General features: G+C 50.8%; 19 protein-coding genes. 15 read left to right on the forward strand and 4 right to left on the reverse strand.

The genetic code is table 11. The features are described 5' to 3' along the window. Window positions 1–4 precede the first annotated feature (4 nt). From wecB to ABLA33_RS05405, 5 genes are all read left to right on the forward strand, one after another. On the forward strand, window positions 5–1,165 hold the full coding sequence (wecB, locus tag ABLA33_RS05385) for a UDP-N-acetylglucosamine 2-epimerase (non-hydrolyzing) (RefSeq protein ID WP_347719533.1): 1,161 nt from the start codon (window positions 5–7) through the stop codon (window positions 1,163–1,165). 56 nt (window positions 1,166–1,221) lie between these two features. Next, entirely contained in the window at window positions 1,222–2,430 is a 1,209-nt protein-coding gene (locus tag ABLA33_RS05390) for a glycosyltransferase family 4 protein (protein ID WP_315089728.1), read from the forward strand. An 86-nt stretch (window positions 2,431–2,516) separates the two neighbouring features. Next, window positions 2,517–3,596, forward strand: coding sequence for a nucleotidyltransferase family protein (locus ABLA33_RS05395; RefSeq protein ID WP_347719534.1), 1,080 nt, complete (start codon window positions 2,517–2,519; stop codon window positions 3,594–3,596). Window positions 3,597–3,994: 398 nt separating this feature from the next. Next, on the forward strand, window positions 3,995–4,471 hold the full coding sequence (locus ABLA33_RS05400) for a glutathione peroxidase (RefSeq protein WP_315089725.1): 477 nt from the start codon (window positions 3,995–3,997) through the stop codon (window positions 4,469–4,471). Window positions 4,472–4,510: 39 nt separating this feature from the next. Then, window positions 4,511–4,972, forward strand: a complete 462-nt coding sequence (locus ABLA33_RS05405; protein ID WP_347719535.1) for a MarR family transcriptional regulator — start codon at window positions 4,511–4,513, stop codon at window positions 4,970–4,972. Window positions 4,973–5,342: 370 nt separating this feature from the next. Here ABLA33_RS05405 and ABLA33_RS05410 read toward each other — a convergent pair whose 3' ends face one another. Both ABLA33_RS05410 and ABLA33_RS05415 read right to left on the reverse strand, forming a co-directional pair. Further along, on the reverse strand, window positions 5,343–5,546 hold the full coding sequence (locus ABLA33_RS05410) for a hypothetical protein (RefSeq protein WP_347719536.1): 204 nt from the start codon (window positions 5,544–5,546) through the stop codon (window positions 5,343–5,345). A 139-nt stretch (window positions 5,547–5,685) separates the two neighbouring features. Then, the gene (locus ABLA33_RS05415; protein ID WP_347719537.1) at window positions 5,686–7,437 is read right to left on the reverse strand and encodes a DUF4838 domain-containing protein; all 1,752 of its coding nucleotides are present in this window, start codon (window positions 7,435–7,437) and stop codon (window positions 5,686–5,688) included. 166 nt (window positions 7,438–7,603) lie between these two features. Here ABLA33_RS05415 and ABLA33_RS05420 point away from each other — a divergent pair, with 166 nt between their 5' ends. From ABLA33_RS05420 to ABLA33_RS05450, 7 genes are all read left to right on the forward strand, one after another. Beyond that, window positions 7,604–8,692: a nucleotidyltransferase family protein gene (locus tag ABLA33_RS05420; RefSeq protein WP_347719538.1), complete on the forward strand. Its 1,089-nt coding sequence runs from the start codon at window positions 7,604–7,606 to the stop codon at window positions 8,690–8,692. A gap of 360 nt (window positions 8,693–9,052) precedes the next feature. Beyond that, the gene (locus tag ABLA33_RS05425; protein ID WP_347719547.1) at window positions 9,053–9,637 is read left to right on the forward strand and encodes a sugar transferase; all 585 of its coding nucleotides are present in this window, start codon (window positions 9,053–9,055) and stop codon (window positions 9,635–9,637) included. Between the two features lie 91 nt (window positions 9,638–9,728). Next, entirely contained in the window at window positions 9,729–10,895 is a 1,167-nt protein-coding gene (locus ABLA33_RS05430) for a PCMD domain-containing protein (RefSeq protein WP_347719539.1), read from the forward strand. Between the two features lie 49 nt (window positions 10,896–10,944). Further along, window positions 10,945–11,778: a porin family protein gene (locus ABLA33_RS05435; RefSeq protein ID WP_347719540.1), complete on the forward strand. Its 834-nt coding sequence runs from the start codon at window positions 10,945–10,947 to the stop codon at window positions 11,776–11,778. Between the two features lie 111 nt (window positions 11,779–11,889). Then, window positions 11,890–12,492 (forward strand): calycin-like domain-containing protein, encoded by a 603-nt coding sequence (locus ABLA33_RS05440; RefSeq protein WP_347719541.1) that lies wholly within the window; start codon window positions 11,890–11,892, stop codon window positions 12,490–12,492. A 60-nt stretch (window positions 12,493–12,552) separates the two neighbouring features. Further along, complete coding sequence (locus ABLA33_RS05445) at window positions 12,553–15,198, forward strand: calycin-like domain-containing protein (RefSeq protein ID WP_347719542.1); 2,646 nt, start codon at window positions 12,553–12,555, stop codon at window positions 15,196–15,198. A gap of 13 nt (window positions 15,199–15,211) precedes the next feature. Beyond that, window positions 15,212–15,388, forward strand: coding sequence for a hypothetical protein (locus tag ABLA33_RS05450; RefSeq protein WP_347719543.1), 177 nt, complete (start codon window positions 15,212–15,214; stop codon window positions 15,386–15,388). A gap of 41 nt (window positions 15,389–15,429) precedes the next feature. Here the strand turns inward: ABLA33_RS05450 and ABLA33_RS05455 are convergent, their stop codons facing one another. Next, window positions 15,430–15,585 (reverse strand): hypothetical protein, encoded by a 156-nt coding sequence (locus tag ABLA33_RS05455; RefSeq protein WP_347719544.1) that lies wholly within the window; start codon window positions 15,583–15,585, stop codon window positions 15,430–15,432. Between the two features lie 483 nt (window positions 15,586–16,068). Here ABLA33_RS05455 and ABLA33_RS05460 point away from each other — a divergent pair, with 483 nt between their 5' ends. The 3 genes from ABLA33_RS05460 (at window position 16,069) to mutS (ending at window position 21,439) form a co-directional block, all read left to right on the forward strand. Continuing rightward, window positions 16,069–16,281, forward strand: a complete 213-nt coding sequence (locus ABLA33_RS05460; RefSeq protein ID WP_315089714.1) for a heavy metal-associated domain-containing protein — start codon at window positions 16,069–16,071, stop codon at window positions 16,279–16,281. Window positions 16,282–16,406: 125 nt separating this feature from the next. After that, complete coding sequence (locus ABLA33_RS05465; RefSeq protein ID WP_347719545.1) at window positions 16,407–18,605, forward strand: heavy metal translocating P-type ATPase; 2,199 nt, start codon at window positions 16,407–16,409, stop codon at window positions 18,603–18,605. Between the two features lie 215 nt (window positions 18,606–18,820). Then, window positions 18,821–21,439, forward strand: a complete 2,619-nt coding sequence (mutS, locus tag ABLA33_RS05470; protein ID WP_311489472.1) for a DNA mismatch repair protein MutS — start codon at window positions 18,821–18,823, stop codon at window positions 21,437–21,439. A 117-nt stretch (window positions 21,440–21,556) separates the two neighbouring features. On the opposite strand, the gene ABLA33_RS05475 is transcribed toward mutS, so the two are convergent. Continuing rightward, a partial coding sequence (locus tag ABLA33_RS05475) for a DNA alkylation repair protein (RefSeq protein WP_347719546.1) occupies window positions 21,557–21,979 on the reverse strand: 423 nt, incomplete at its 5' end.

Raw genomic sequence — 21,979 nt, forward strand, 5'->3', positions numbered from 1 at the left:
TACAATGAAACATTTCGCAGACAACGGAAAACTTAAACTGCTCATCATCGTCGGCACACGCCCTGAAATCATCCGACTGGCAGCAGTCATCAATAAGTGTCGTACGTATTTCGACACGCTTCTGGCTCATACGGGTCAGAACTACGACTACAACCTCAACGGTGTCTTTTTCAAAGATCTGAAACTGGCAGATCCCGATATTTACATGGAAGCTGTTGGCGACGACCTCGGAGCTACGATGGGAAACATCATAGATAAGAGCTACAAAGTGATGGTGGAAACAAAGCCCGATGCTGTCCTGGTGTTGGGCGATACTAACAGCTGCTTGAGCGTGATTGGTGCCAAGCGTCTCCACATCCCTATCTTCCACATGGAGGCGGGAAATCGCTGCAAGGATGAGTGTCTGCCTGAAGAAACAAACCGCCGCATCGTGGATATTATCTCCGATGTCAATATGGCCTATTCAGAACATGCGCGTCGCTATCTGGCTGATACGGGCCTACCGAAGGAACGTACCTATGTCACCGGCTCTCCTATGGCCGAAGTGCTCCATCAGAATCTTGCCGACATCGAAGCCAGCGACATCCACCAGCGTCTTGGCCTTGAGAAGGGTAAATATATCCTGCTCTCTGCCCATCGTGAAGAGAACATCGATACTGAAAAGAATTTCTCCTCGCTCTTTACTGCCATCAACAAAATGGCGGAGAAATACGACATGCCGATTCTCTATTCCTGCCACCCGCGCAGCCGCAAGCGTCTTGAGCAGAGCGGTTTCCAGCTCGACCACCGCGTCATTCAGCACGAACCTCTCGGTTTCCACGACTACAACTGCCTACAGATGAATGCTTTTGCCGTTGTTTCCGATTCAGGCACACTCCCCGAAGAGAGTAGCTTCTTCACCAGCGTGGGCCATCCGTTCCCCGCTGTCTGCATCCGCACATCCACCGAACGCCCCGAAGCGCTCGACAAAGCTTGCTTCATCCTCTCCGGCATTGACGAAAAAGGCCTTTTGCAGGCTGTAGAGACGGCTGTAGAGATGAACCGCAACGAGGACTTTGGTATGCCCGTGCCCAACTATACGGACGAGAACGTCAGCACCAAGGTGGTGAAAATCATCCAAAGCTACGTGGGCGTTGTCAATAAGATGGTGTGGCGTAAATTCTAAAAAATCTCATATCCAAAGGAGCGCGCGCATAGCTGCATTTTCCAAATTCTGCCCTCATGAAAGTACTTGTAATTTCCCAGCATTTCTATCCAGAACAGTTTAAGGTCAACGACATTGTCCGGGAGCTGGTGGAGCGAGGACACGATGTGACGGTACTCACCAATATCCCCGACTATCCTGCGGGGAAGTTCTACGATGACTACGGTATTTTCCGCCGGCGCAAGGAAAAGGTGTTTGGCGCTACAGTCTACCGCGCCTTCCAGTTGCCGCGCGGAAAAGCTGGCGCTTTGCGCCTCGCTTTCAACTACCTTTCTTCGGCTATCACCACATCCGTTTGGGCTGCATGCTTGTCGCTGCGCCACCACTACGATGCTATTTTCGTTCACGAAACATCGCCTGTGACCATCGGTATTTCTGCTATCATCGCCAAGAAAATCCGACGTACGCCTGTCTATTTTTGGGTGCTGGATCTTTGGCCCGAGAGCCTTCAATATGCAGGCAATATCCACAATCAAACAGTTCTCGGAATATTCTCTCGCATCACTCGCTGGATCTACCGTAACTCTAAGAAAATCCTCATCAGTTCCCACGGCTTTGAAAAGTCCATACTGGAGAAGGGGGATTTCAAAGAGAAAATCGTCTACTTCCCTAATTGGGCCGACAAAGCCCTCGAAGAGAAAACAGCCTACCAGTTGCCTGCGCTGCCCGAGGGCTTTATCGCCATGTTTGCTGGAAATATTGGAGAGGCACAGAATTTTGAGACACTCATGGAGGCAGCCCGCCTACTCAAAGACCATAAGGACATCCACTTCGTTATTGTTGGCGATGGAAGAAAACGTCCTTGGGTGGAGGCGTTCGTACAGCAGCATTCGTTGCAGGACACGGTACACTGCGTGGGGCGCCACCCGCTGGAATCCATGCCGCTCTTCTTCGAGCGAGCCGACGTGATGCTCGTATCTCTCCACGACACCACTATTTTCCGCCTCACGCTCCCTGCAAAATTCCAAGCTTATATGAACTCTGGCAAACCCATCTTAGCGGTGGTCAATGGCGAGGGACAGAGCGTCATCGAGGAGGCTCAATGCGGGCTACATTCTCCTGCCGAAAATCCAGAGATGCTGGCCAAGCGACTGATACAATTATCACAGACCGACAAGGCTACACTCCGAACTTGGGGCGAAAACGGACAACGCTACTGCCAGCAGAATTTTAATCTAAACAAACAAATGGAATTGCTCATCAAGCTCATGAGCAACCACTCATAACCTTCTTGCAGAGAAGCACAACGCCTTTCTCTCGTTTTGCCAAAGAGATTTGTGCTTTTCTCCCCTTAGTTATTCCTTTTTCAACTATGAACCCTTTCTTCAAACTGCTAAGAGTGTCGTTGGGACACAAGGTCACTTTCAAAAATCAGATCAGTCCGGACGAGTGGGAAAGAATCTACGACACGGCCCGACTCCATGCTGTGGCGGGATTGCTTTATGTGGGCATTCAGCAACTGCCCAAAGAGTTACAACCACCTACGGAACTGATGATGGAATGGTTTGTATTGGCGAAGAAAATAGAGCAGAAAAACAAACTTCTCAACTTGCGCGCTGCGGAACTGACCGAGAAGTTTCGACAGGACGGTTTTCGCTCCTGCATCTTGAAGGGACAAGGCGTGGCCCGTCTCTATCCCAATCCCTACTGCCGCCAATCGGGCGACATCGACATCTGGGTGGAAGGCGGACGGAAGAAGGTGTACCGCTATTTGAAAGAACAAATCGGCCAACCGCTGGAGATGGAATTCCACCATGCTCAATATCCGATTTTCGAGGATGCGGAAGTGGAAGTACACTTCATTCCGGCCAATCCACAATGGCCTTACTCTTTCTGGCAAGTCAATCGTTTCACAAAATCTTTGGAAGAAGAGCAATTCTCCCACCGTGTCGAATTGCCTGAAGGTGTGGGAGAAATTGGAGTTCCAACGGCTGCGTTCGACCGCATCTACTCTCTGGCGCATATCTACAAACACTTCTTCAGCGAGGGCATCGGCTTGCGACAGATTGTGGACTATTACTACATCCTGCGCCAAGGCTTCACGGAGGAGGAAAGACAAGAAACGGTGAAATGGCTCAAGCGCATCCGTATGTACAAGTTTGCCCGTGCCATGATGTTCGTACAGCACTGCGTTCTCGGACTGGAAGAGCAGTATTTACTCTGCGAGCCAGACACCAAAGAAGGCAACTTCCTGATGCAAACCATTATGCAGGGTGGCAACTTCTCCCGTGGCGGGCGGGGCAAAAAGGCAGGCGAAACAAAATGGGGGCATCTCTTCCGCACGATGAACGATAACAAGCACCTGCTTCTCCATTATCCGCGCGGCGTCATCGGTTATCCCATCTACAGCCTCTGGCATTTCGTTTGGCGCGTTAGTCACGGCTACAAATAAAGCCCTCCTAACATCGCCCATTAGCATATCGGCACGCATCTCCCCAAAAGATGCGTGCCGATTCTTTTTATCCCACGCTTGCTGTGTCCCTTCTGTCAATCAGCATAGCCTATATTGCTTCGTTTTTCTTGCGGATGAACAAGATAAAGTTAATAAGAATTATAAATGATACAACCGCGTTGCATCGCGTGCGATATTTGCTAAATAATTATAAAATTCGGTCAAAAATCTTGCTTATTTTATGAAAACACCCTACTTTTGCGTCGCGAACGATATAAAGCGCGTTAACAAACAGGATAAAGGTGTTCACCGCTCGCTCAAAGGCGGACCGAAAAAAGAGAAGCTCGCCAGCAAATCAGAATAGTATAACCACACAGGAACTTAATAAAAAAGTGAACATGGCCAGCATCTACGATTTTACAGCACAGACAAACACAGGAAAAGAACTATCTTTCGCAGAACTGAAAGGGAAAGTCCTGCTCATTGTTAACACGGCCAGCAAATGTGGCTTTACGCCTCAGTTTGCCGGTTTGGAAAAACTATACCAGAAGTATCGGGAACGCGGACTCGTGGTAGTTGGCTTCCCCTCGGGCGACTTTGCCAATCAAGAACTGGCCGACGGCTCACAAGCGGAAGAGTTCTGCCGACTGAACTATGGGGTGTCGTTCCCCATCATGAAGAAGGTGCATGTCAACGGCAGCGAGGCCGACCCCATCTTCAAGTATCTCAAGAGCCACACAAAGGGCTTTCTGGGCAGTCGCATAAAATGGAACTTCACCAAGTTTCTCATCTCGCGCGACGGAAATACCATCAAGCGATACGCCCCTATCACAAGCCCGAACAAACTCGTTGAGGACATCGAGAAAATGCTCTAAGCGGCTCTCACAATATTCATAACAATTGACACATCACCGATGGCATACGAGCAACTCAAACTGTCCAACCAATTGTGCTTCCGCCTCTACACGGCGAGCCGCCTCATCACGCAGAGCTATAAGCCGCTGCTCGACAACTTAGGCATCACCTATCCGCAATACCTCGTGCTGATGGTGCTCTGGGAGAACGACAACCAGCCCGTCAACGAAATTGCCCACCGCCTCAAGTTGGAGACCAACACGATCACACCTGTCCTCCAGCGCATGGAAAAACAGGGCATCGTGGTACGCACCCGCGGAATGGTAGACTCCCGCCAGCGCATCGTTTCCCTCACAAAGGAAGGGCGCGCTATGGAGCAAGAAGCAGCCAAGTTTCCTGCGGCCATCTGCCACAACCTCACTCAATGTGGCTTAGATGTAGAGACGGTTTTAGGAATCATTCCTGTGCTCGATGATATGATTGAGAAAATTAACCCTAAGAGTGCTCCTACCAAGGAATAAAGCCCGCTGGGCTATTTTTCAGAACAGAACTACACAAGAGAACACGGAACATAGAGACGAAAAAACCGACTTAAAGTAACCGCCCACGGCACCTATGGTCACACAGCCTGCCACCGCGGTTCTCTTACTACACACGAACACATAACTTTTTTTACTTTAACTCAGAGCCGTCTAATTCCAACGACGGATTATACAGACCTCCTCTAACAACAAGTACTCACTTGGCGTTAGAGGTTTTTTATTGCTGTCAAAGAAAGTCCAACTTTTCTGCACCGGAGAAGGTGCGCATCGACGAACGTTCATACAAATTCCGGGCGCTCTCCCCTTCTCGCAAAACAACAGGATAAGGATATTCGCAGATACAATAAGGCTATCCGCTGACAGCCTTATTGTGCCAGTCGACAGAATAAGGAAGTAAGCTGACAGAATAAGGAAACCGACGGGCAAACAAAGCTCCTTTTTCACCCCACAAAGCCAAAAAAACGGCAAAAAAGCCTCGTTTCCACAAAAATCCAGCAGATTTCAATTTTTTGATGACAAAAAAACGATTCTTTCCACACAAATTTTCCAGCATCTTCGCCCACGCACAGATTTTCTCCTCTCCAAACTCAACAAGCTTTTATCAATTTTTCCTAACAATTACCCCAAGCCAAAACAAGAGGCAACAGAGCACTCCCCCTCATGGGGGAGATGGAGGGGGCTCCTCCACCTCCTCACCGCTTCCCCTCTAAAAATTTCTCGGCGGAAAGAGGTTCGGCAATATGCGTGCGGCTGCGACGAAGAATGCGCAGGAGTTCGGCGGGAGGATTTTGGAGATTGCCAGAGCGGGCATAATTGAGATAAAGCATCTGCAGGCGCACATTGTCGACACGACGGCTTAGCAACGTGTCGGCAGCCGCAGCGCGGCGCGCCTGCTCAAGGAGTTGAGCGGCACGCAGGCGGAAACGGTCGGTGTACATTGCATCATCGGCATAGATGCGGCACTGAAAATGAACATCAGGGCCTACAAGCTCCTGACAGGCTGAGAAATACTGCTGTATGTAGGGTGCCGCTGCTCCGTAGTAGTCGGTGATGAAGCAGCGAATAAGGCGATCGGTGTCCTGCTCTGGGTTCCACATCAATTGAGCCAAGAGCCACGCGCGGAGTTCAGAAAATTCGCTCTCGCCCGACTGATATTGCCCTTCCTCCATCACGCCAATGCAACGATTGTCGCGGAAGGTGCGAAGATTGGAGGCTAACACGCTGAAATTTGGGAAAGGTAGCAGATAGTTGCTAAAGTTGACCACATAGTCCCATACATAGAGCCGTGGAGCAATGCGAGACCAGTCGCGCAAATCTTTCAGAAACGCCGCGTTCTGCGCATCGGAAGCAATGGGATGAGCCAGGCAGCATTCAATGTCGCAAAGGCGGATAACAACATTATGGCGCGGCCGAATGCCTGTCGGCGCATGGCGCGTGTACTGATAAGCAAACGTACTCACCAGTGTGCCTGGATGCGTCTGTTCCACAGCAGCTGCCACCTGATTGACAAACCATACCATCAAACCCGAATGACCGCCATAACGCTGCTCCAAGGCGCGGCAGTTGGCACATTGGCAGGGTTTCTGATTATCATTTTGCGACACACTGTACACCCAGTGCCCTGGATGCTCATCTATATAGGTGCGAAGGCGGGCAATCATGGTGCGCAGCACTGCAGGGTTGGAAAGGCAGAGTTGCCCATCGGCAATGCGGCGGCCATCGTAGAGACTGAAAAACTCGGGGTGGGTGGCGAAGAACTCGTGAGGAGGCATCAAAATTTCAAACGTATGTATGCCACCATAGGAATACATTCCGCCATATTCGTTCTGCACTGAAGAATGAATGGAATTGACCCGATTGTGGGCGCACCATACTGGATTTTCCATAGCCTCATGGTAGTAGAGCTGGCGAATCTTCAGAGCGGGACTTTCCGTATGGTTGAGAGCTGGCAGGAGGTATGTGCGCCGCTGCGGCACTTTGGTGAAAGTGGGCGTGTACCAGCGAATGCCGAGCTGCTGCTCCAGAAAGGCAAAGACGCCATACATCGTGCCCCGCTCTTGCCCGCCATAGATGCAGAGGTGCTGACCGATGGTGCGATAGGTGAAGGTCTCGTCGTTGGTTGCAGGTTGCGGGGCGTGGGTCAGCGCTTCCACTTTCGCGTTATAGCCCACATAGATACAAGGGCCTGCGGTGGTGAGGTTGTGCGAGATAGGGAGTGTTGCACCGCTCATCTCTCGTAAATACTGTTGCAACTCGCGGGCGGCTGTTTGCTCCGACACCGAAGCATCAGGGGAAAGCACAATGCTATAAACTGAACGGCCGCGCGAAAAGAGCGGACGGGCAGCGAAAAGTTGTGCGTTTATCGCAAGAAAGAGGAGGAGAAAGAGAGCGTACCGCAAGCGGCACACGCGGAAAAACAAAGGGGAGGGGAAGATTCGCTGCATTATATTGTAGGGTGTTATTGTAAAGAAATAGGAAAGTTTCTTCGCTTCTTTCATCCGTCAAAAGTGCGTTAGAAACTCTCTGCGAAAGGCGTTCTCGCTTCACAAAGTTACGCACAAAAGCCGGAAGAGTTCTTTTTTTTCTATCTTTGCAAAAAATAAACACTGAATGACTCCGGTTGAAGAAAATCTCTTGAGTGCGCTGCGCAGCGAACTGTGGCAAACGCCGCTCCAACTATCGCTCTCGCCCAAAGAAGCCGAGGAACTACTCAACGAGGCCAGAGAGCACGCGGTGGAAACCATTGCTGCTCGAGCACTTGTGGACAACAACATTCCCATTGGTAAGCAACTCGTGCCGCGCTGCCTATATGCGCTGCAGTACACGCGTGAGGGCAACGACCATCTCAATAGAGAACTCTCGCGCTTTGCTTCTTTCATCGAACGGCAGGGACTGAGCTTGGCAGTGGTTAAAGGGCAGGTTTCGGGGACTTTTTATGCCCACCCCGAGGTGCGCAATCCGGGCGATGTAGACTTCTACTGCGATGCGGAAAACTTCCCGCGCGTGAAGGCCGTTGTGGAGCAACAAATCGGTAAGACTATTCCAGACACTAAAGAAAAACATATCAATTTCCAAGGAAATGGAGTGGAATACGAAATGCACCACCGACTGGCGGATTTCTACTATGCACCGCATCAGCGCTACTTCAGCGAGGTTGTTGACAAGGCGCTGCGAGAGCGGCCCATGCGCGTAAAAATCAACGGAGTGGACATACCTACGCTCCCGCCCGACTTGAACGTCCTCTTCACCTATGTCCACATGTTTTTCCACCTCATCCGCGGCGGTGTAGGCATTCGGCAGGTGTGCGACTTGGCTTGTTCGCTCCACGCGCTCCGCAACGAGTTGGACACAGACTTACTCCGCCAACATCTGAAAGCACTGGGAATGGTGAACGGCTTCCGCGCCTTCGGCTGGATTCTCATACATCGTCTCGGTTTGCCAGCAGAGGATTTTCCCTACACGCTGACCCAGAAAGATGCCCGACGGGGAGAGCGCGCTTATCGTGCCGTCATGCACTTCGGCAACTTTGGGCGAAAAAACAAACCACTGGTTACAGAAGAAACTGCGGCCCATACCGTGCAAAAAGCATTAGTAGTTCTCAAACAGTCGCTCCTATTCTTCGATTTCGCCCCTACTGAAATGGCTTTTATCTTCCCCGTCCACGCAACGCAGAGAACAAAAGAATTATTTGAGAAATAGGACGGAGAAACAAAAAGACTTATCTCACCCCCCATTAGCACATTAGCACATTCAAACCTCATTAGCACATTAAAAAGCGCATACGCCGCTCCCCATTAGCACATTAGCACATTCCCACGCTCCATTAGCACATTCCCACGCTCCATTAGCACATTAAAAAACCTCATTAGCACATTCAAAAGCGGCATACGCCGCTCCCCATTAGCACATTAGCACATTAAAAAGCCTCATTAGCACATTAGCACATTCCCCCTTCCATTGAGCCACACAAACGCACATACGAAACAACTGCTCCCTACTGACGAACAGCAGATGCAGGATAAGAACGACCAGCTCTACTTGCTCAGTCGGTGGGCGCGTATGTCTGCTTTCATAGAACGCGCTTTCGACTGGTTTGCATCGCTCCTCTGCCTCGTGGTGTTCTCTCCGCTGATGCTCTTCTGCTACATAGCCGTCAAGCGCGAGGACGGCGGCCCTGCCATCTACCGCCAAGAGCGCATCGGAAAAGGCGGACGGTCGTTTTTCATCTATAAATTTCGCAGCATGAAAATCAACGCCGAGGAGGGAAAGCCTCAACTCTGCATCAAAGAGGATGAGGACCGCCTCACGCGTATCGGACGCTTTCTTCGCGACCACCACCTCGACGAGCTACCCCAGCTGTGGAATGTTTTCATAGGCGACATGGCGTTTATAGGGCCTCGACCGGAGCGCAAATACTTTATAGATCAAATTATGGCCGTTGACCCGCGCTACAAGTACCTCTACCAGGTGCGCCCGGGCGTGACCTCCTACGCCACCCTGCACAACGGCTACGCCACAACCCTCGAGGAGATGCTCACACGCCTTGAATCCGACCTTTACCACCTCCAACACCGGTCTCTCCTTTTCAATCTGAAGATTCTCCTTAAGACCTTCATCAGCATCGTTTCGGGAAAGAAATTTTGAAACGCTTTCATTTGCAAAAGTTTTTATTCTCTCTTTTTCAACGAAGTACACTGTAGTTTTTTGTAACTTTGCACCAAATTTTTGCAAAGTTATGACCATCAAACTTATAAGCGCGGTGGCGGCCAGCAGCCTTCTGCTGTTCAGCTCCTGCATCCGCGAGGAGGCTCTCAGCCCTGAATGCGACATCACGTCTGTTAGTCAGGAGTGGCTCAATAGCAAAGGCGCGGGTCTCATACTGGGAACGCCCGTTATCAAGCAGGCAACGCCGGCTTCTATTACCCTTTTTATCAATAAGAAAGACAACCGCGTCAAGGCATTAAACCCGCAATTCACTATCTCCGCAGGGGCTACGCTCCTCTATAAGGACGGTAATACGCGTGTGCCTTTCGACTCGGCAGCGTACCACGACTTCTCCGAACCTCGGACCTATAGCGTTCGCTCGGCCGACGGACATTTCACGAAGGACTACGTGGTAAGTTTTGAAGTGCCCCAACCGCTCGATTCGTGCGACTTTGAAGATTTCGCCTACAACAATGATCGTCATCAATACATGACGTTGCTCCAACGACAGGAGGACGGCTCAGTCAATTCCAATATTTGGAGCAGCGGAAATGCAGGCTACAATCTAACGGGAATGGCAACTTCGCCCACCGATTTTCCCACATCTTTTGTTAGCGGCGGCCATAAAGGCTTGGCGGCAAAGCTCGTGACGCGCAGCACAGGTACTTTCGGTATGCTGACACGTCCGCCTATGCCCATCGCCGCCGGCAATCTGTTTATCGGCACATTCAATCTCAACAAAGCTATGCTGGCTCCGCTCGAGGCTACACGCTTCGGACTCCAGATTGTCAAAGGCGAACCCTTGAAGCTCTCTGGCTGGTACAAATACAAAGCTGGAGCAGAATTTACGGACCGTAACAAAACTGTCGACGCCTCCCGCCGAGACACCGCCGATATCTATGCTGTTCTCTTCGAGGTGGACCCTGACAATTTCCAGTCCCTCAACGGCGCGAATGTTCTCAGCAGCGAGCGCATCGTAAGTATAGCCCGAATCGCAAATCCAGGGGAGCCAAGCACGTGGACGTACTTTGAAGAGCCGTTCCGCCCTATGAATGGTAAAACTTTCGATACGGCGCGCCTCAAACGCAACGGCTATGCCATCAGTGTGGTTATGACGAGCAGTCGGCAGGGGGCTTACTTTGAAGGAGCCGTGGGTTCTACGCTCTGGGTCGACGATATAAAAGTGACATATAAATAAGGAGTTCTCCGCTCCTCCTATTTTGTTTTTCAACACAAGCCAACAAATCATGAAGATATTCCTTATCACAATCATAAGCCTTATGATGGGTGTCAGCGCGCAAGCTGCAGATGCCACCACATGGCTCGAATCCACCGAGACAATCGGAAATGCTGTTCGCCCCGATACTATTCGCGACTCGAGCAACGACCGCAACATTATCTTGGCGGCACTTAAAGGCTGGCAAGTGGCTGTGGGCGCAGGACTCGAACTGGGCGGCGCATCGCCAGTGCCCATCCCTCGCTCCATCCGCAAAATCAATTCGTTCAACCCCTTACTCAATCTCTACCTCGAAGGCACGGCCTATAAATCTTTCACGCCGCGCTGGGGAATGGCTCTCGGACTGCGCTTCGAGACAAAAGGCATGAAGACCAACGCCAATGTGAAAAACTACCACATGGCTATCATCGAGGACGACGGAGGCCACATGGAGGGCGGTTGGAACGGCCCTGTCATCACGAAGTACCGCGCTACTTACATCACAGTACCCGTGCTGGCCACTTATACCTTTTCCAATCCGCGCTGGATGGTTTCTGCCGGCCCTTACTTCAGCTTGATGCTCAACGGCGACTTTGACGGCTACGTCCACGACGGTTATATCCGTACGCCGGACGAACTTGGCGAAAATGTCAACGTTACTCACGCCACCTACGACTTTTCCAGCAATCTGCGCAAGTTTCAGTGGGGCTTGCAGGTGGGAGGTTCTTTCCACGCCTATAAGCATCTCTATGTCAACGCCAATCTTGACTGGGGATTGAACGGTATTTTCCCATCCGACTTCAAGACTATTTCTTTCGCACTTTACCCTATCTATGGAACGTTAGGCTTCTCTTATCTTTTTTAGTAGGAAGAAATTCGCTCGTTTTGAGTTCGCAAAGAAAGTATTATCTTTGCCGCCGACTGTTTCAAACTGATAACTTAACTAACTTATAACAACGTTCAATAACTAAAAGGTATGAAAAAATTTCTACTCTCGCTCGTTGCTCTTTTCTTAATGGCTGGTACAACCCATGCACAAGCGGTTGCCAACGAAGTAGCGGGCAATTATACCGGCAAACTTGCCATCAGTCTCACTTCTAAGGACGATCTTCAATTTGGAGAAGAAACCTACAACGTAATCCTTACTGCCGATGGAAACAATACTGTTACCTTCGCGCTCAATAATTTCGGTTTCTCGGGCATGAATCTTGGCGACATCGTGCTCCCTAACATTCCTGTTCAGAAGCAGACAAACGGTTCAATTCTCTTTGGAGAAAACGCCATCAAGAATTTTTCATTCTTGGACGGAGCAATTGTAGCTACGGCTAAAATCAACGAAACTTCCAGCATCATAAAGGGCGACTCTCTGATCGCTGATGTAGACGTGATTTGGAAAGCTTCAGAGGATATGCCCATTTATGTACAGTTCAAGGGCAAGAAGGAAGCAACTGCCACAGGTATTCAGCAGGCTGCTACAAAGAATGCCGCCAACACTATCTACGACTTGCAGGGCCGTCGCCTTCAGAAAGCCCCCAACAAAGGCCTCTTTATCCTGAATGGTAAAAAGGTAATCCGCTAAAGCCTTATCGCGCTTTAGCTTCTTCTTTACGTACTATAATTTTCCTTTATAATGAGAAAGATGATATTTACTATTCTGAGCGCTGCTACCTTAACGGTCAGCGCTCAGACTGGAGTATACCAGGTTGGGAACTCCGACTTTGAAAATTGGGAGTCTGTATCCTACAGTGGAACTACAGGTGAAGAACCTCTCCATTGGAACTCTTTTCTGACGGGTACTGGTGGCATGAAATCTTTTGCAGGCTACAATCAGTTAGAGAAGTCTACAGATGCGCACAGCGGTACATATTCTGCAAAAATTTATAGCCGAGCTGTTAAATTCTGGGGTGCTGTTATAGCTACAGCCCAAGGGAACCTCACTACAGGCTGTGTAAATATGGGCAGCTCTAATGCTTCCAACCCTGGAAAAACAGCCGCTGGAAAAACTATTACCAAACTGGATGGCAACTTCAACTACACCAATCCTAATGATAATTCTGCTAAGCAACCCTTCACAGGAAAACCCGATGCGATGCGGGTTTATATAAAATTTACTGGTAGCACGAAGAAGGCCAAAGCCACAACTGTGCTTCACACGGAAGGATATTACCAAGATCCGCTGGGCAATCCCAATTATGTGAATGCTCAACTCGTGGCCACTGCCTCTAAGACAGACATCACGGCTCAGAACTCTTGGCAAGAGCTGACAATTCCTTTTGTATATGCTAATAAGGAATTGACTCCCGCCTATGCTTTGGTTTCGTTCGCCACTAGTGCCACTCCTGGAGATGGTGTAGAAGGCGATGCCATGCTTATTGACGATTTATCCTACATCTACAACTCCCAACTTGCCAGCGTCACTTACGACGGTGCAAGTGTTAGCGTGGCAACGGCTATGAATGTAGCTAAGGCTTACGATCCTAATAAACTCTCACTGACATCTAACGGTGTTGGAGCAAGCATCGAGAAAAACTACAATGCAACTACGGGCTTGCTCACTATCACGGTGAAGGGTAACGACGTGTCGGTAAATCCTACTAATGTCCACAACTATACGATTCAGTTTGCCACGGCTTCTGCTGCTCCCAAACTGGCTTCTATCAGCGTAGGCGGTCAGTCGCTCTCCGATTTCGGCCTAACATTCAACCCCGCCACTACCACCTACACGCTCCCCATTGCCTACCACCGCGGCATCGTGGTTGAGGGCGTGGCAGATGCAAACAGCACGCTGGTAGCTGAAAGTGCAACAGAGAACGCTTTCTATGACAACAGTGCAAAGACCATTACGCTAAAAGTAAAGGACTCTGACAACCATGAAGTTGCCTACGTGCTGCATTTCACTGATGCCGTAGCGGCTGCTGAAGCAGGTCAGTATCCTGGTGCACTCTCAGTAGTGCTCACCCCAACATCAGCCAGTGGTCTTTCTAAGATAGTAGCTCCGCTTACCAACGCACCTATCCAACTGACGAAGAACAGTAATGGTACTTATAATGTAGCTTTGCCCAACTTCAGTTTTGGTAGCATGCTTGTCGGCGATATTTATGTGGCCAACGTTCCTGTTAATGGAAACAATATCAACGTTACTCGTACCATTCGCCTCACCTCCGACGACGAGGGCGCCATCGGTTCTGCACTCGGCCACCTGCCGGTATCGCTGAAGATGAACCTCATCAGCACCACCGATAAGCACCTTGAAGGCGACATCGACATCATCACAACGGGCAATACCAACCCCGCAGTGGCCATGTTCTCCAGCATTCACGTCGATTATGTTCCATTCACTGTTGACGAGAATTCAGCAAAGAATAGCAATGCCGAAGGTGATGAAGCCTATGCTAAACAAACTCTTGGCGGCTACATATCTAAGGCATCAACGAAGTTCATCCACCTCAACGAAACTACCGTGGATAAACCTATGACCTATGTTGATATGAGCGGAGCTTCAGTGGCTGCTGACGTAACTGCCGACGATTTGAAGCAGGGTGCAGTGGCAACTAACAACACGCTCTACTACCTTCCCTCTACCTCTACGCTGACAGGCAAAAACCTTATCAGCAACGGCCGCACCACAGAGTTTGCGCTCAATGATGCAGCTGCTATCGAAGTGCCCACGCAGTTCTCTGCCGACAAGGCTTCTTACAATCGCAACTTCACCACAACGGGCTACACCACATTTGCCCTCCCCGTGGCAACAGCTGCAAGCACGCTCAACGGCACAGTGTATGAACTGAAGGGCTTCAATGCCGACCGCTCTGCTTTCGACTTTGCTCCTGTCACCACCATTGAGGCCAACAAGCCCTACCTCTTCGAAGCCAACAACGCAGCTCTCTTCGCCAATGGCGCAGTAACTGTGGCTGTGGCCAATGCTGATACCGAAGTGAAAACTCATACGGGTGTCGGTGTGGAGCAAGAAGGTAACTACGGCGAGACCAAAGTGCTTGCATCGGATGCTACTAAGACTTACTACGGCTACAGCAATGGCCAGTTCGTGAAAGCCACCACCGGCACGCTCAACCGCTATCGCACAGCATTCAGCGTAGCAAACACCGCAGCAGGTGCGCGCAGCTTCGCCATCAGCATCAACGGAACAGTCACGGGCATTATCACCCTCGACAACGGAACGATGAGCGTTGAGAAAGGCCAAATCTTCGACCTCCAAGGCCGCCGCGTACTGACCACTAAGAAGGGCCAGACTTACATCATCAATGGTAAAAAGGTAATTCTCTAAAACATTAGCAACTATGCAAACTAAATATCAACGACCAACGCTTCGAGTAATCGATCTCGAAAGCCAGAGCCTGATGAACACGAGTGCAGGTTCTACTGGCTATCCCTCACAGCCTGGCCAGAGCGGCGTAGTATTCGAATCACGCCCACAAGGCTGGAAAGCTTCCGACTGGAGTGCCGACGAGGACTAAGCTCCTCCCACAACATCCAACCATATTTCCCCGACTGCTACTCATTCCGAAAGGAGCGAGTAGCAATCGCTTTTTTTGACGATACCTTGTTGTCTGAAAACGCGCAAAACATCTGCTTCAGCGGCCTCATCTCCTACATTGCCTCCCTTTGTTTGTTCCAAACTTCCGTCCATCTGTTCTTTTCTTCCTCTATCCACACTTTCTCCGCCCTTTTCCGCTCATTTTGTGCCTTGCTCCCACCCGTCAGCCTCCTTATTGTATTGGCCAGCTTCCTTATTCTGTCAGCCGACATCCTTATTGTGCGAGCTGACGCAATAAGGAAATCCACGCTCAGGAAGGGGATGCTCACCGCTCCCTCCCGTTCGCGTTCAGATTTGTGGCTTTCGTAGGAGGGAAAAGTAAGAATTTTCTTTACTTGTTTTAGCCCACGAATGAGCACAAAAAGGGCGAATGAGCACGAATCAGGATGGGCTCTCGGACGAGTCAGACTGGTCGGACAAGTCGGACAGGTCAGACTCGTCCGAGAATCAAAGCCGAGCACTCCCCCTCATGGGGGAGATGGAGGGGGCTCTTCCCTCTCCCCCTCTGCGAATTTCAAAACTTCCTCTGCGTTTATTGTAAACAGGGCTTTATAAGTTATCCGTATCTTTGCACCGTAGAAAATATAAAACGTATAAACAATGAAAACTGAAACATTTCCTGTAGAAGGACTGATGTGCGCAAATTGCGCCAAGCACACCGAAAACGCTCTCAAAAATGTGGAAGGTGTGGAGAATGCAGTGTGCAACTTTGAAAAATTGGAAGCACAAGTGACTTACGATCCTGCCCGTGTAACGCCCAACGAAATGGCCGAAGCCGTGGAGAAAGAGGGCTACAAACTCGTGGTAAAGTAGCAATAAATTGCTACTAAAGACAAACGGTAGAGAACATTGAAGAAAGCGTTCTCTGCATTTATCGCAAACACGGCTCTAACTGATAGAGCCGTTTCTTTGCTCCATAGAAAATATAAAACTCACAGATGATAAAGACTGAGACATTCCCTGTAGAAGGACTGATGTGTGCAAACTGCGCCATGCACACCGAACGCGCCCTCAAAAATATGGAGGGTGTGGAGAATGCAGTGTGCAACTTTGCCAGTTTGGAAGCACAAGTGACTTACGACCCCGCCCGCGTAACGCCCAACGAAATGGCCGAAGCCGTGGAGAAAGCTGGTTACAAACTTGTTGTTCTTCAGCAACAAGCCGGTGCGGAGAACAATGTGACAGAGAACATTGAGGAAATGCGTGCGCAGAACTTCCTGCAAGCCAAACGCCGCACCATCATGGCCGTTCTCCTTACGACAGTGGTCATGATCATCAATATGTTCTTCGTCGAGAGCGACCCGCGCTTAGGCTACCCGCTCTGGCTGCTCGCCACTGTGGTGGTGTTCTTCGCTGGTAGGCAGTTCTACATCAACGCGTGGAAGCAACTCCAGCAGCGCACCTCCAACATGGACACACTCGTTGCGCTATCCACAGGCATCGCCTATCTGTTTAGCGTTTTCAACCTCTTCTTCCCACAGGTGTTGGGCAAGGACGCCCATCTCTATTTCGACTCCTCTTGCGGCATCATCACGTTCATCCTCATAGGTCGCTTGCTCGAGGCGCGCGCAAAGGCCAACACGGCCACCTCCCTGAAAAAACTCATGGGATTGCGCCCGAAGACGACAACCATCCTGCGCGAGGGACGACAGGAGGAGATAGAAATCAGCAAAGTAGTGTGTGGCGACCTCCTGCTCGTTCGTCCCGGCGAGAAGATACCCGTCGACGGAACGGTCGTTGAGGGTAGTTCGTATGTTGATGAGAGCCTGCTAAGCGGCGAACCCGTTCCCGTGCTCAAAGAACAAGGAAACAAGGTTTTTGAAGGCACGCTCAATCAGAAAGGCTCGTTCTCTTTCCGCGCCGAAAAAGTGGGCGCACAAACGATGCTGGCGCGCATCATCGAGATGGTACGCGAAGCGCAAAACTCAAAAGCTCCAATCCAAAACATAGTGGACAAAGTGGCGGCTATCTTCGTGCCCACCATCATCGCGCTGGCGTTGCTCTCTGGTCTGCTTTGGTTCTTCTTCGGCAACGAGCCCGACGGCAATCTCACGCGGGCGTTGCTCTCCACCGTCACGGTGCTGGTCATCGCCTGCCCGTGTGCGTTGGGACTTGCCACGCCCACGGCACTCATGGTGGGTATCGGACGCGCGGCGGAGAAAGGCATACTCATCAAAGATGCGGAGAGCTTGGAGACGGCGAAGCACATCGACACCATCGTGCTCGACAAAACCGGCACTATCACGGAGGGATGCCCCACGCTCTCTGAGCCGCTCACAGCTCTCACGCCCGAACAGCGCAGCATCCTCCTTTCGCTCGAAAACCGCTCGGAACATCCGCTGGCGCAGGCACTCACCGCCTCTCTGGCAGATGCGGAAGCGGTGGAAATCACGAACTTCCAAAGCCTGACGGGGCGCGGTGTGAGCGGTTCGCACAACGGCACTACTTATTTTATAGGTAGCGAACGCTTGCTGAAAGAACAAGTTCCCCATTTGGCAGCTCAATTGGAGGAAAAAACAGAGAACGAGGCGTTGACCACAATCTACTTCTTCACGCCCAACGCCCTACTCGCTACGCTCCACATTGCCGACCGCGTGAAACCTACCTCCCGCACCGCACTCAAAGAGCTGGAACAAATGGGCATTGAGGTACACCTACTCTCGGGCGACAGTGAGAAAGCCACGGCTGCCATGGCGCAAACGTTGGGCATCACCCATTTCCGCGGCGGCGTCCTCCCGAAGGATAAAGCTGACTATGTGAAGCAGCTCCAAAACTCTGGACACCACACGGCGATGGCAGGCGACGGCATCAACGACAGTGCTGCGCTGGCGCAAGCCGACCTCAGCATCGCCATGGGAAAAGGGGCGGATGTGGCGATGGATATTGCACAGATGACCATCATTCAGTCCGACCTCACACGCATTGCGGAAGCCATCCGCCTGAGCCGCAAAACCACGCGCATCATTCGCGAAAATCTCTTTTGGGCTTTCTGCTACAATGTCACGCTGATTCCTATCGCCGCTGGCGTACTCATCCCTATCTGTGGCTTTGCCCTGCCACCCATGTTTGCTGCTGCCGCCATGGCGCTTAGCTCTGTGTCTGTCGTCAGCAACAGTCTGCGCCTCAAATGGGCGTAAGGAAAAGAACTATCAAGAGGTTTCTCTGACCAGTCCGCTTATCTAAAAATCCGAATGAATCTTTTCAAAATAAGTGGCAACCGAGTTCTCTCTTGCCTTAAATATGAGAAAAGAGGCTCTCTCTTGAAAAAGAGGGGGCCTCTTCCTTCTTTTCTCACATTTCCCCATTTCTTCCGAAATTACTACCTTTGTCCTATCATACAACCCTTTGAAATATGGCAAAAGAAGAAGTAACTCCGATGATGAAGCAATTCTACGATCTGAAAGCAAAGCATCCAGATGCAGTTTTGCTCTTTCGCTGTGGCGACTTCTATGAAACATACATGGAAGATGCTGTGACGGCGGCACGCATTCTCGGTATTACGCTCACCCATCGTAGCAACAAGGGACGAACAGGACAAACAGAGATGGCGGGCTTCCCGCACCATGCACTCGATACCTATTTGCCGCGACTCGTCAGAGCGGGGAAGCGTGTGGCTATCTGCGACCAGTTGGAAGACCCGAAGCTCACGAAGAAACTCGTGAAGCGCGGAATCACCGAACTGGTTACGCCGGGCGTGGTTTTGGGCGACTCCGCGCTCAACAGTCGGGAGAACAACTTCTTGGCTGCGGTACATTTCGGGAAGTCCAGTATTGGTGTCGCTTTGCTCGATATTTCTACGGGCGAATTCTTAGTGGCAGAGGGTACGCCCGAATATGCCGACAAACTTTTGTCCAATTTCTCGCCGAAGGAAGTGCTCGTGGTGCGCGGACAGAAACAGCGCGTACAGGAACTCTTCGGCACTAAATACTATGTCTTTGAGCTCGACGATTGGGCGTTTACGGAAGAAACAGCCAAAGAGAAGCTTACGCGCCATTTTCAGATAAAGAACCTCAAAGGTTTCGGAGTCGACCATCTCAAAGCTGCCGTTGTGGCAGCGGGCGCAATTATGTGCTACCTCGAACAAACCCAGCACACGCAAACCGGACATATCACGCGCCTGACGCGCATTGAGGAAGACCATTATGTGCGCCTCGACCGCTTCACCGTGCGCAACTTGGAGCTGATCCACCCTATGTCCGACGATGGAAAGAGCCTCTTGGACATCATCGACCGCACACTCACGCCCATGGGCGCGCGCTCCCTCCACCGCTGGCTCCTTTTTCCGCTGCGGAGCGTCAAAGACATTCAGCAGCGACAGGATGGGGTGGAATATTTCTTCAAAGAACCCGAATTTCGCGAACTCTGTCAGGACGAGCTGGGCAAGATTGGCGATTTGGAACGTATCGTCTCAAAAATTGCTGTGGGGCGCGTAACGCCGCGCGAGATGCAGCAACTGCGCATGGCGCTTGAGAGCGTCGGCCTGCTGCGGGAAGCGTGTATCCATGCTTCCAACAAGCAGATGCAGGAGATAGGTTTGAAGATGGATGCGTGCAAAGAGCTGCACGACCGCATCCTTCACGATCTCCTCCCCGACCCTCCTGCGCTCGTCAACAAAGGAGGCGTCATCGCCGCAGGGGTTTGCAACGAACTGGACGAACTGCGGAGCATCTCGACCAGTGGGAAAAGCTATCTGCAACACATTCAGGAGCGAGAAAGCGAGGCAACGGGCATTCCGTCGCTCAAGATTGGTTTCAACAATGTCTTTGGCTACTACATAGAGGTGCGTAACACTTACAAGCAGCAAGTGCCAGCCGAATGGATTCGTAAGCAAACGCTCGTGCAGGCCGAACGCTACATCACGCAGGAACTGAAGGAATACGAAGAGAAGATATTGGGCGCGGAGGACCGCATATTGTCGCTCGAAACAAAGCTCTACAACGAATTGGTCAGCACGGCCAATCAGTTCATCGCCTTATTGCAGCGCAACGCGCTTCAGATTGCCACGCTCGATTGCCTCTTCTCGCTGGCAGAAGTGAGCCGCACCAATCGCTACGTGCGCCCCGTGGTGGACGACAGCATGCAGCTGGACATTCGCCAAGGCCGCCATCCGGTCATCGAAACCTTGATGCCGCCGGGCGAAGAGTATGTGCCTAACGATGTGAGCTTGGACGACAAGGAGCAACAAATCATCATCATCACCGGCCCTAACATGGCGGGTAAGAGTGCTTTGCTGCGCCAAACCGCCCTTATCGCATTGCTGGCGCAGATAGGCTCGTTTGTACCGGCCGAAAGTGCACACATCGGTATCGTTGATAAAATCTTCACCCGCGTGGGGGCTTCGGACAACATCTCTATGGGCGAGTCCACTTTCATGGTGGAGATGAGCGAAGCAGCCAATATCATGAACAACCTCACGCCTCGCTCGCTGGTTCTCTTCGACGAATTGGGGCGTGGCACGTCTACCTACGACGGCATCAGCATTGCATGGGCCATCGTGGAGTATCTACACGAAAACCCGCGCGGCAATGCGCGCACGCTCTTCGCCACACATTATCATGAGCTCAACGAGATGGAGAAACTTTTCTCCCGCATAAAGAATTGGAATGTCAGTGTGAAGGAGGTGAACAATAGGGTTGTTTTTCTGCGCAAACTGATGCGCGGTGGTTCGGAACACTCTTTCGGTATCCACGTGGCTCGCATCGCGGGAATGCCGGGAAATATCGTGAAACGCGCCGAACAAATCCTGGCGGATTTAGAAGCTAACAACGCGCGCAACGGCGAACACCCACGAATGGAACAGCTCGCATCGGTAGATGGAAAAAAGAATGTCCAGCTTAGCTTCTTCCAACTCGACGACCCCATACTCAAACAAATCCGCGATGAACTCCTGGGCATCGACGTGAACAACCTCACGCCCATTGAAGCCCTCAACAAGCTCAACGACATTCAGAAAATCCTCACCGGAAAGTAACCGCCGCTCCCCAAGATAATACAGCGCAACAGCACCTTTATGAGAGGTTATTATACTATAACTATCCCCACGAACGAACTGTTCATGGGGATAGTTATATTTGAGGGTAGTGTCAATCTACTTTAACAACTTCGTTGCAAGTTTATAAGTAAACATAACTTGTGGATTGGATAAATCCCATTGCTGCACTTCGGATCGTATCAATTCACAATGCTTCTTGCTTATATCCTTCAAAGCGTTCCCCACAGATTTCCGAAGATACGCGCTCTCATGTGCTTTGTGCTTAGAGATTAGAGCGATAGCCACCGAAGGGTTTTCTTTGAAGAATGGGCGACTTGTCCAAATTCTTAATCCTTCCGTTACAGCACGGATAACATTCGGATTATTATCATCCTCCAGCCACTCTTCGATGAGCGGTAGAGACATTTCATATCCTCTATGGTTGCAAACTTCGTCGAAAGCTTTTGCAAGCATTTCCTGCACACGCCAATTTTCATCGGTACTTATTCGCTCTTTCAGAAAGCAAAGTGCATTATTATC

Source organism: uncultured Alloprevotella sp. (assembly GCF_963536905.1).
GTDB lineage: Bacteria > Bacteroidota > Bacteroidia > Bacteroidales > Bacteroidaceae > Alloprevotella.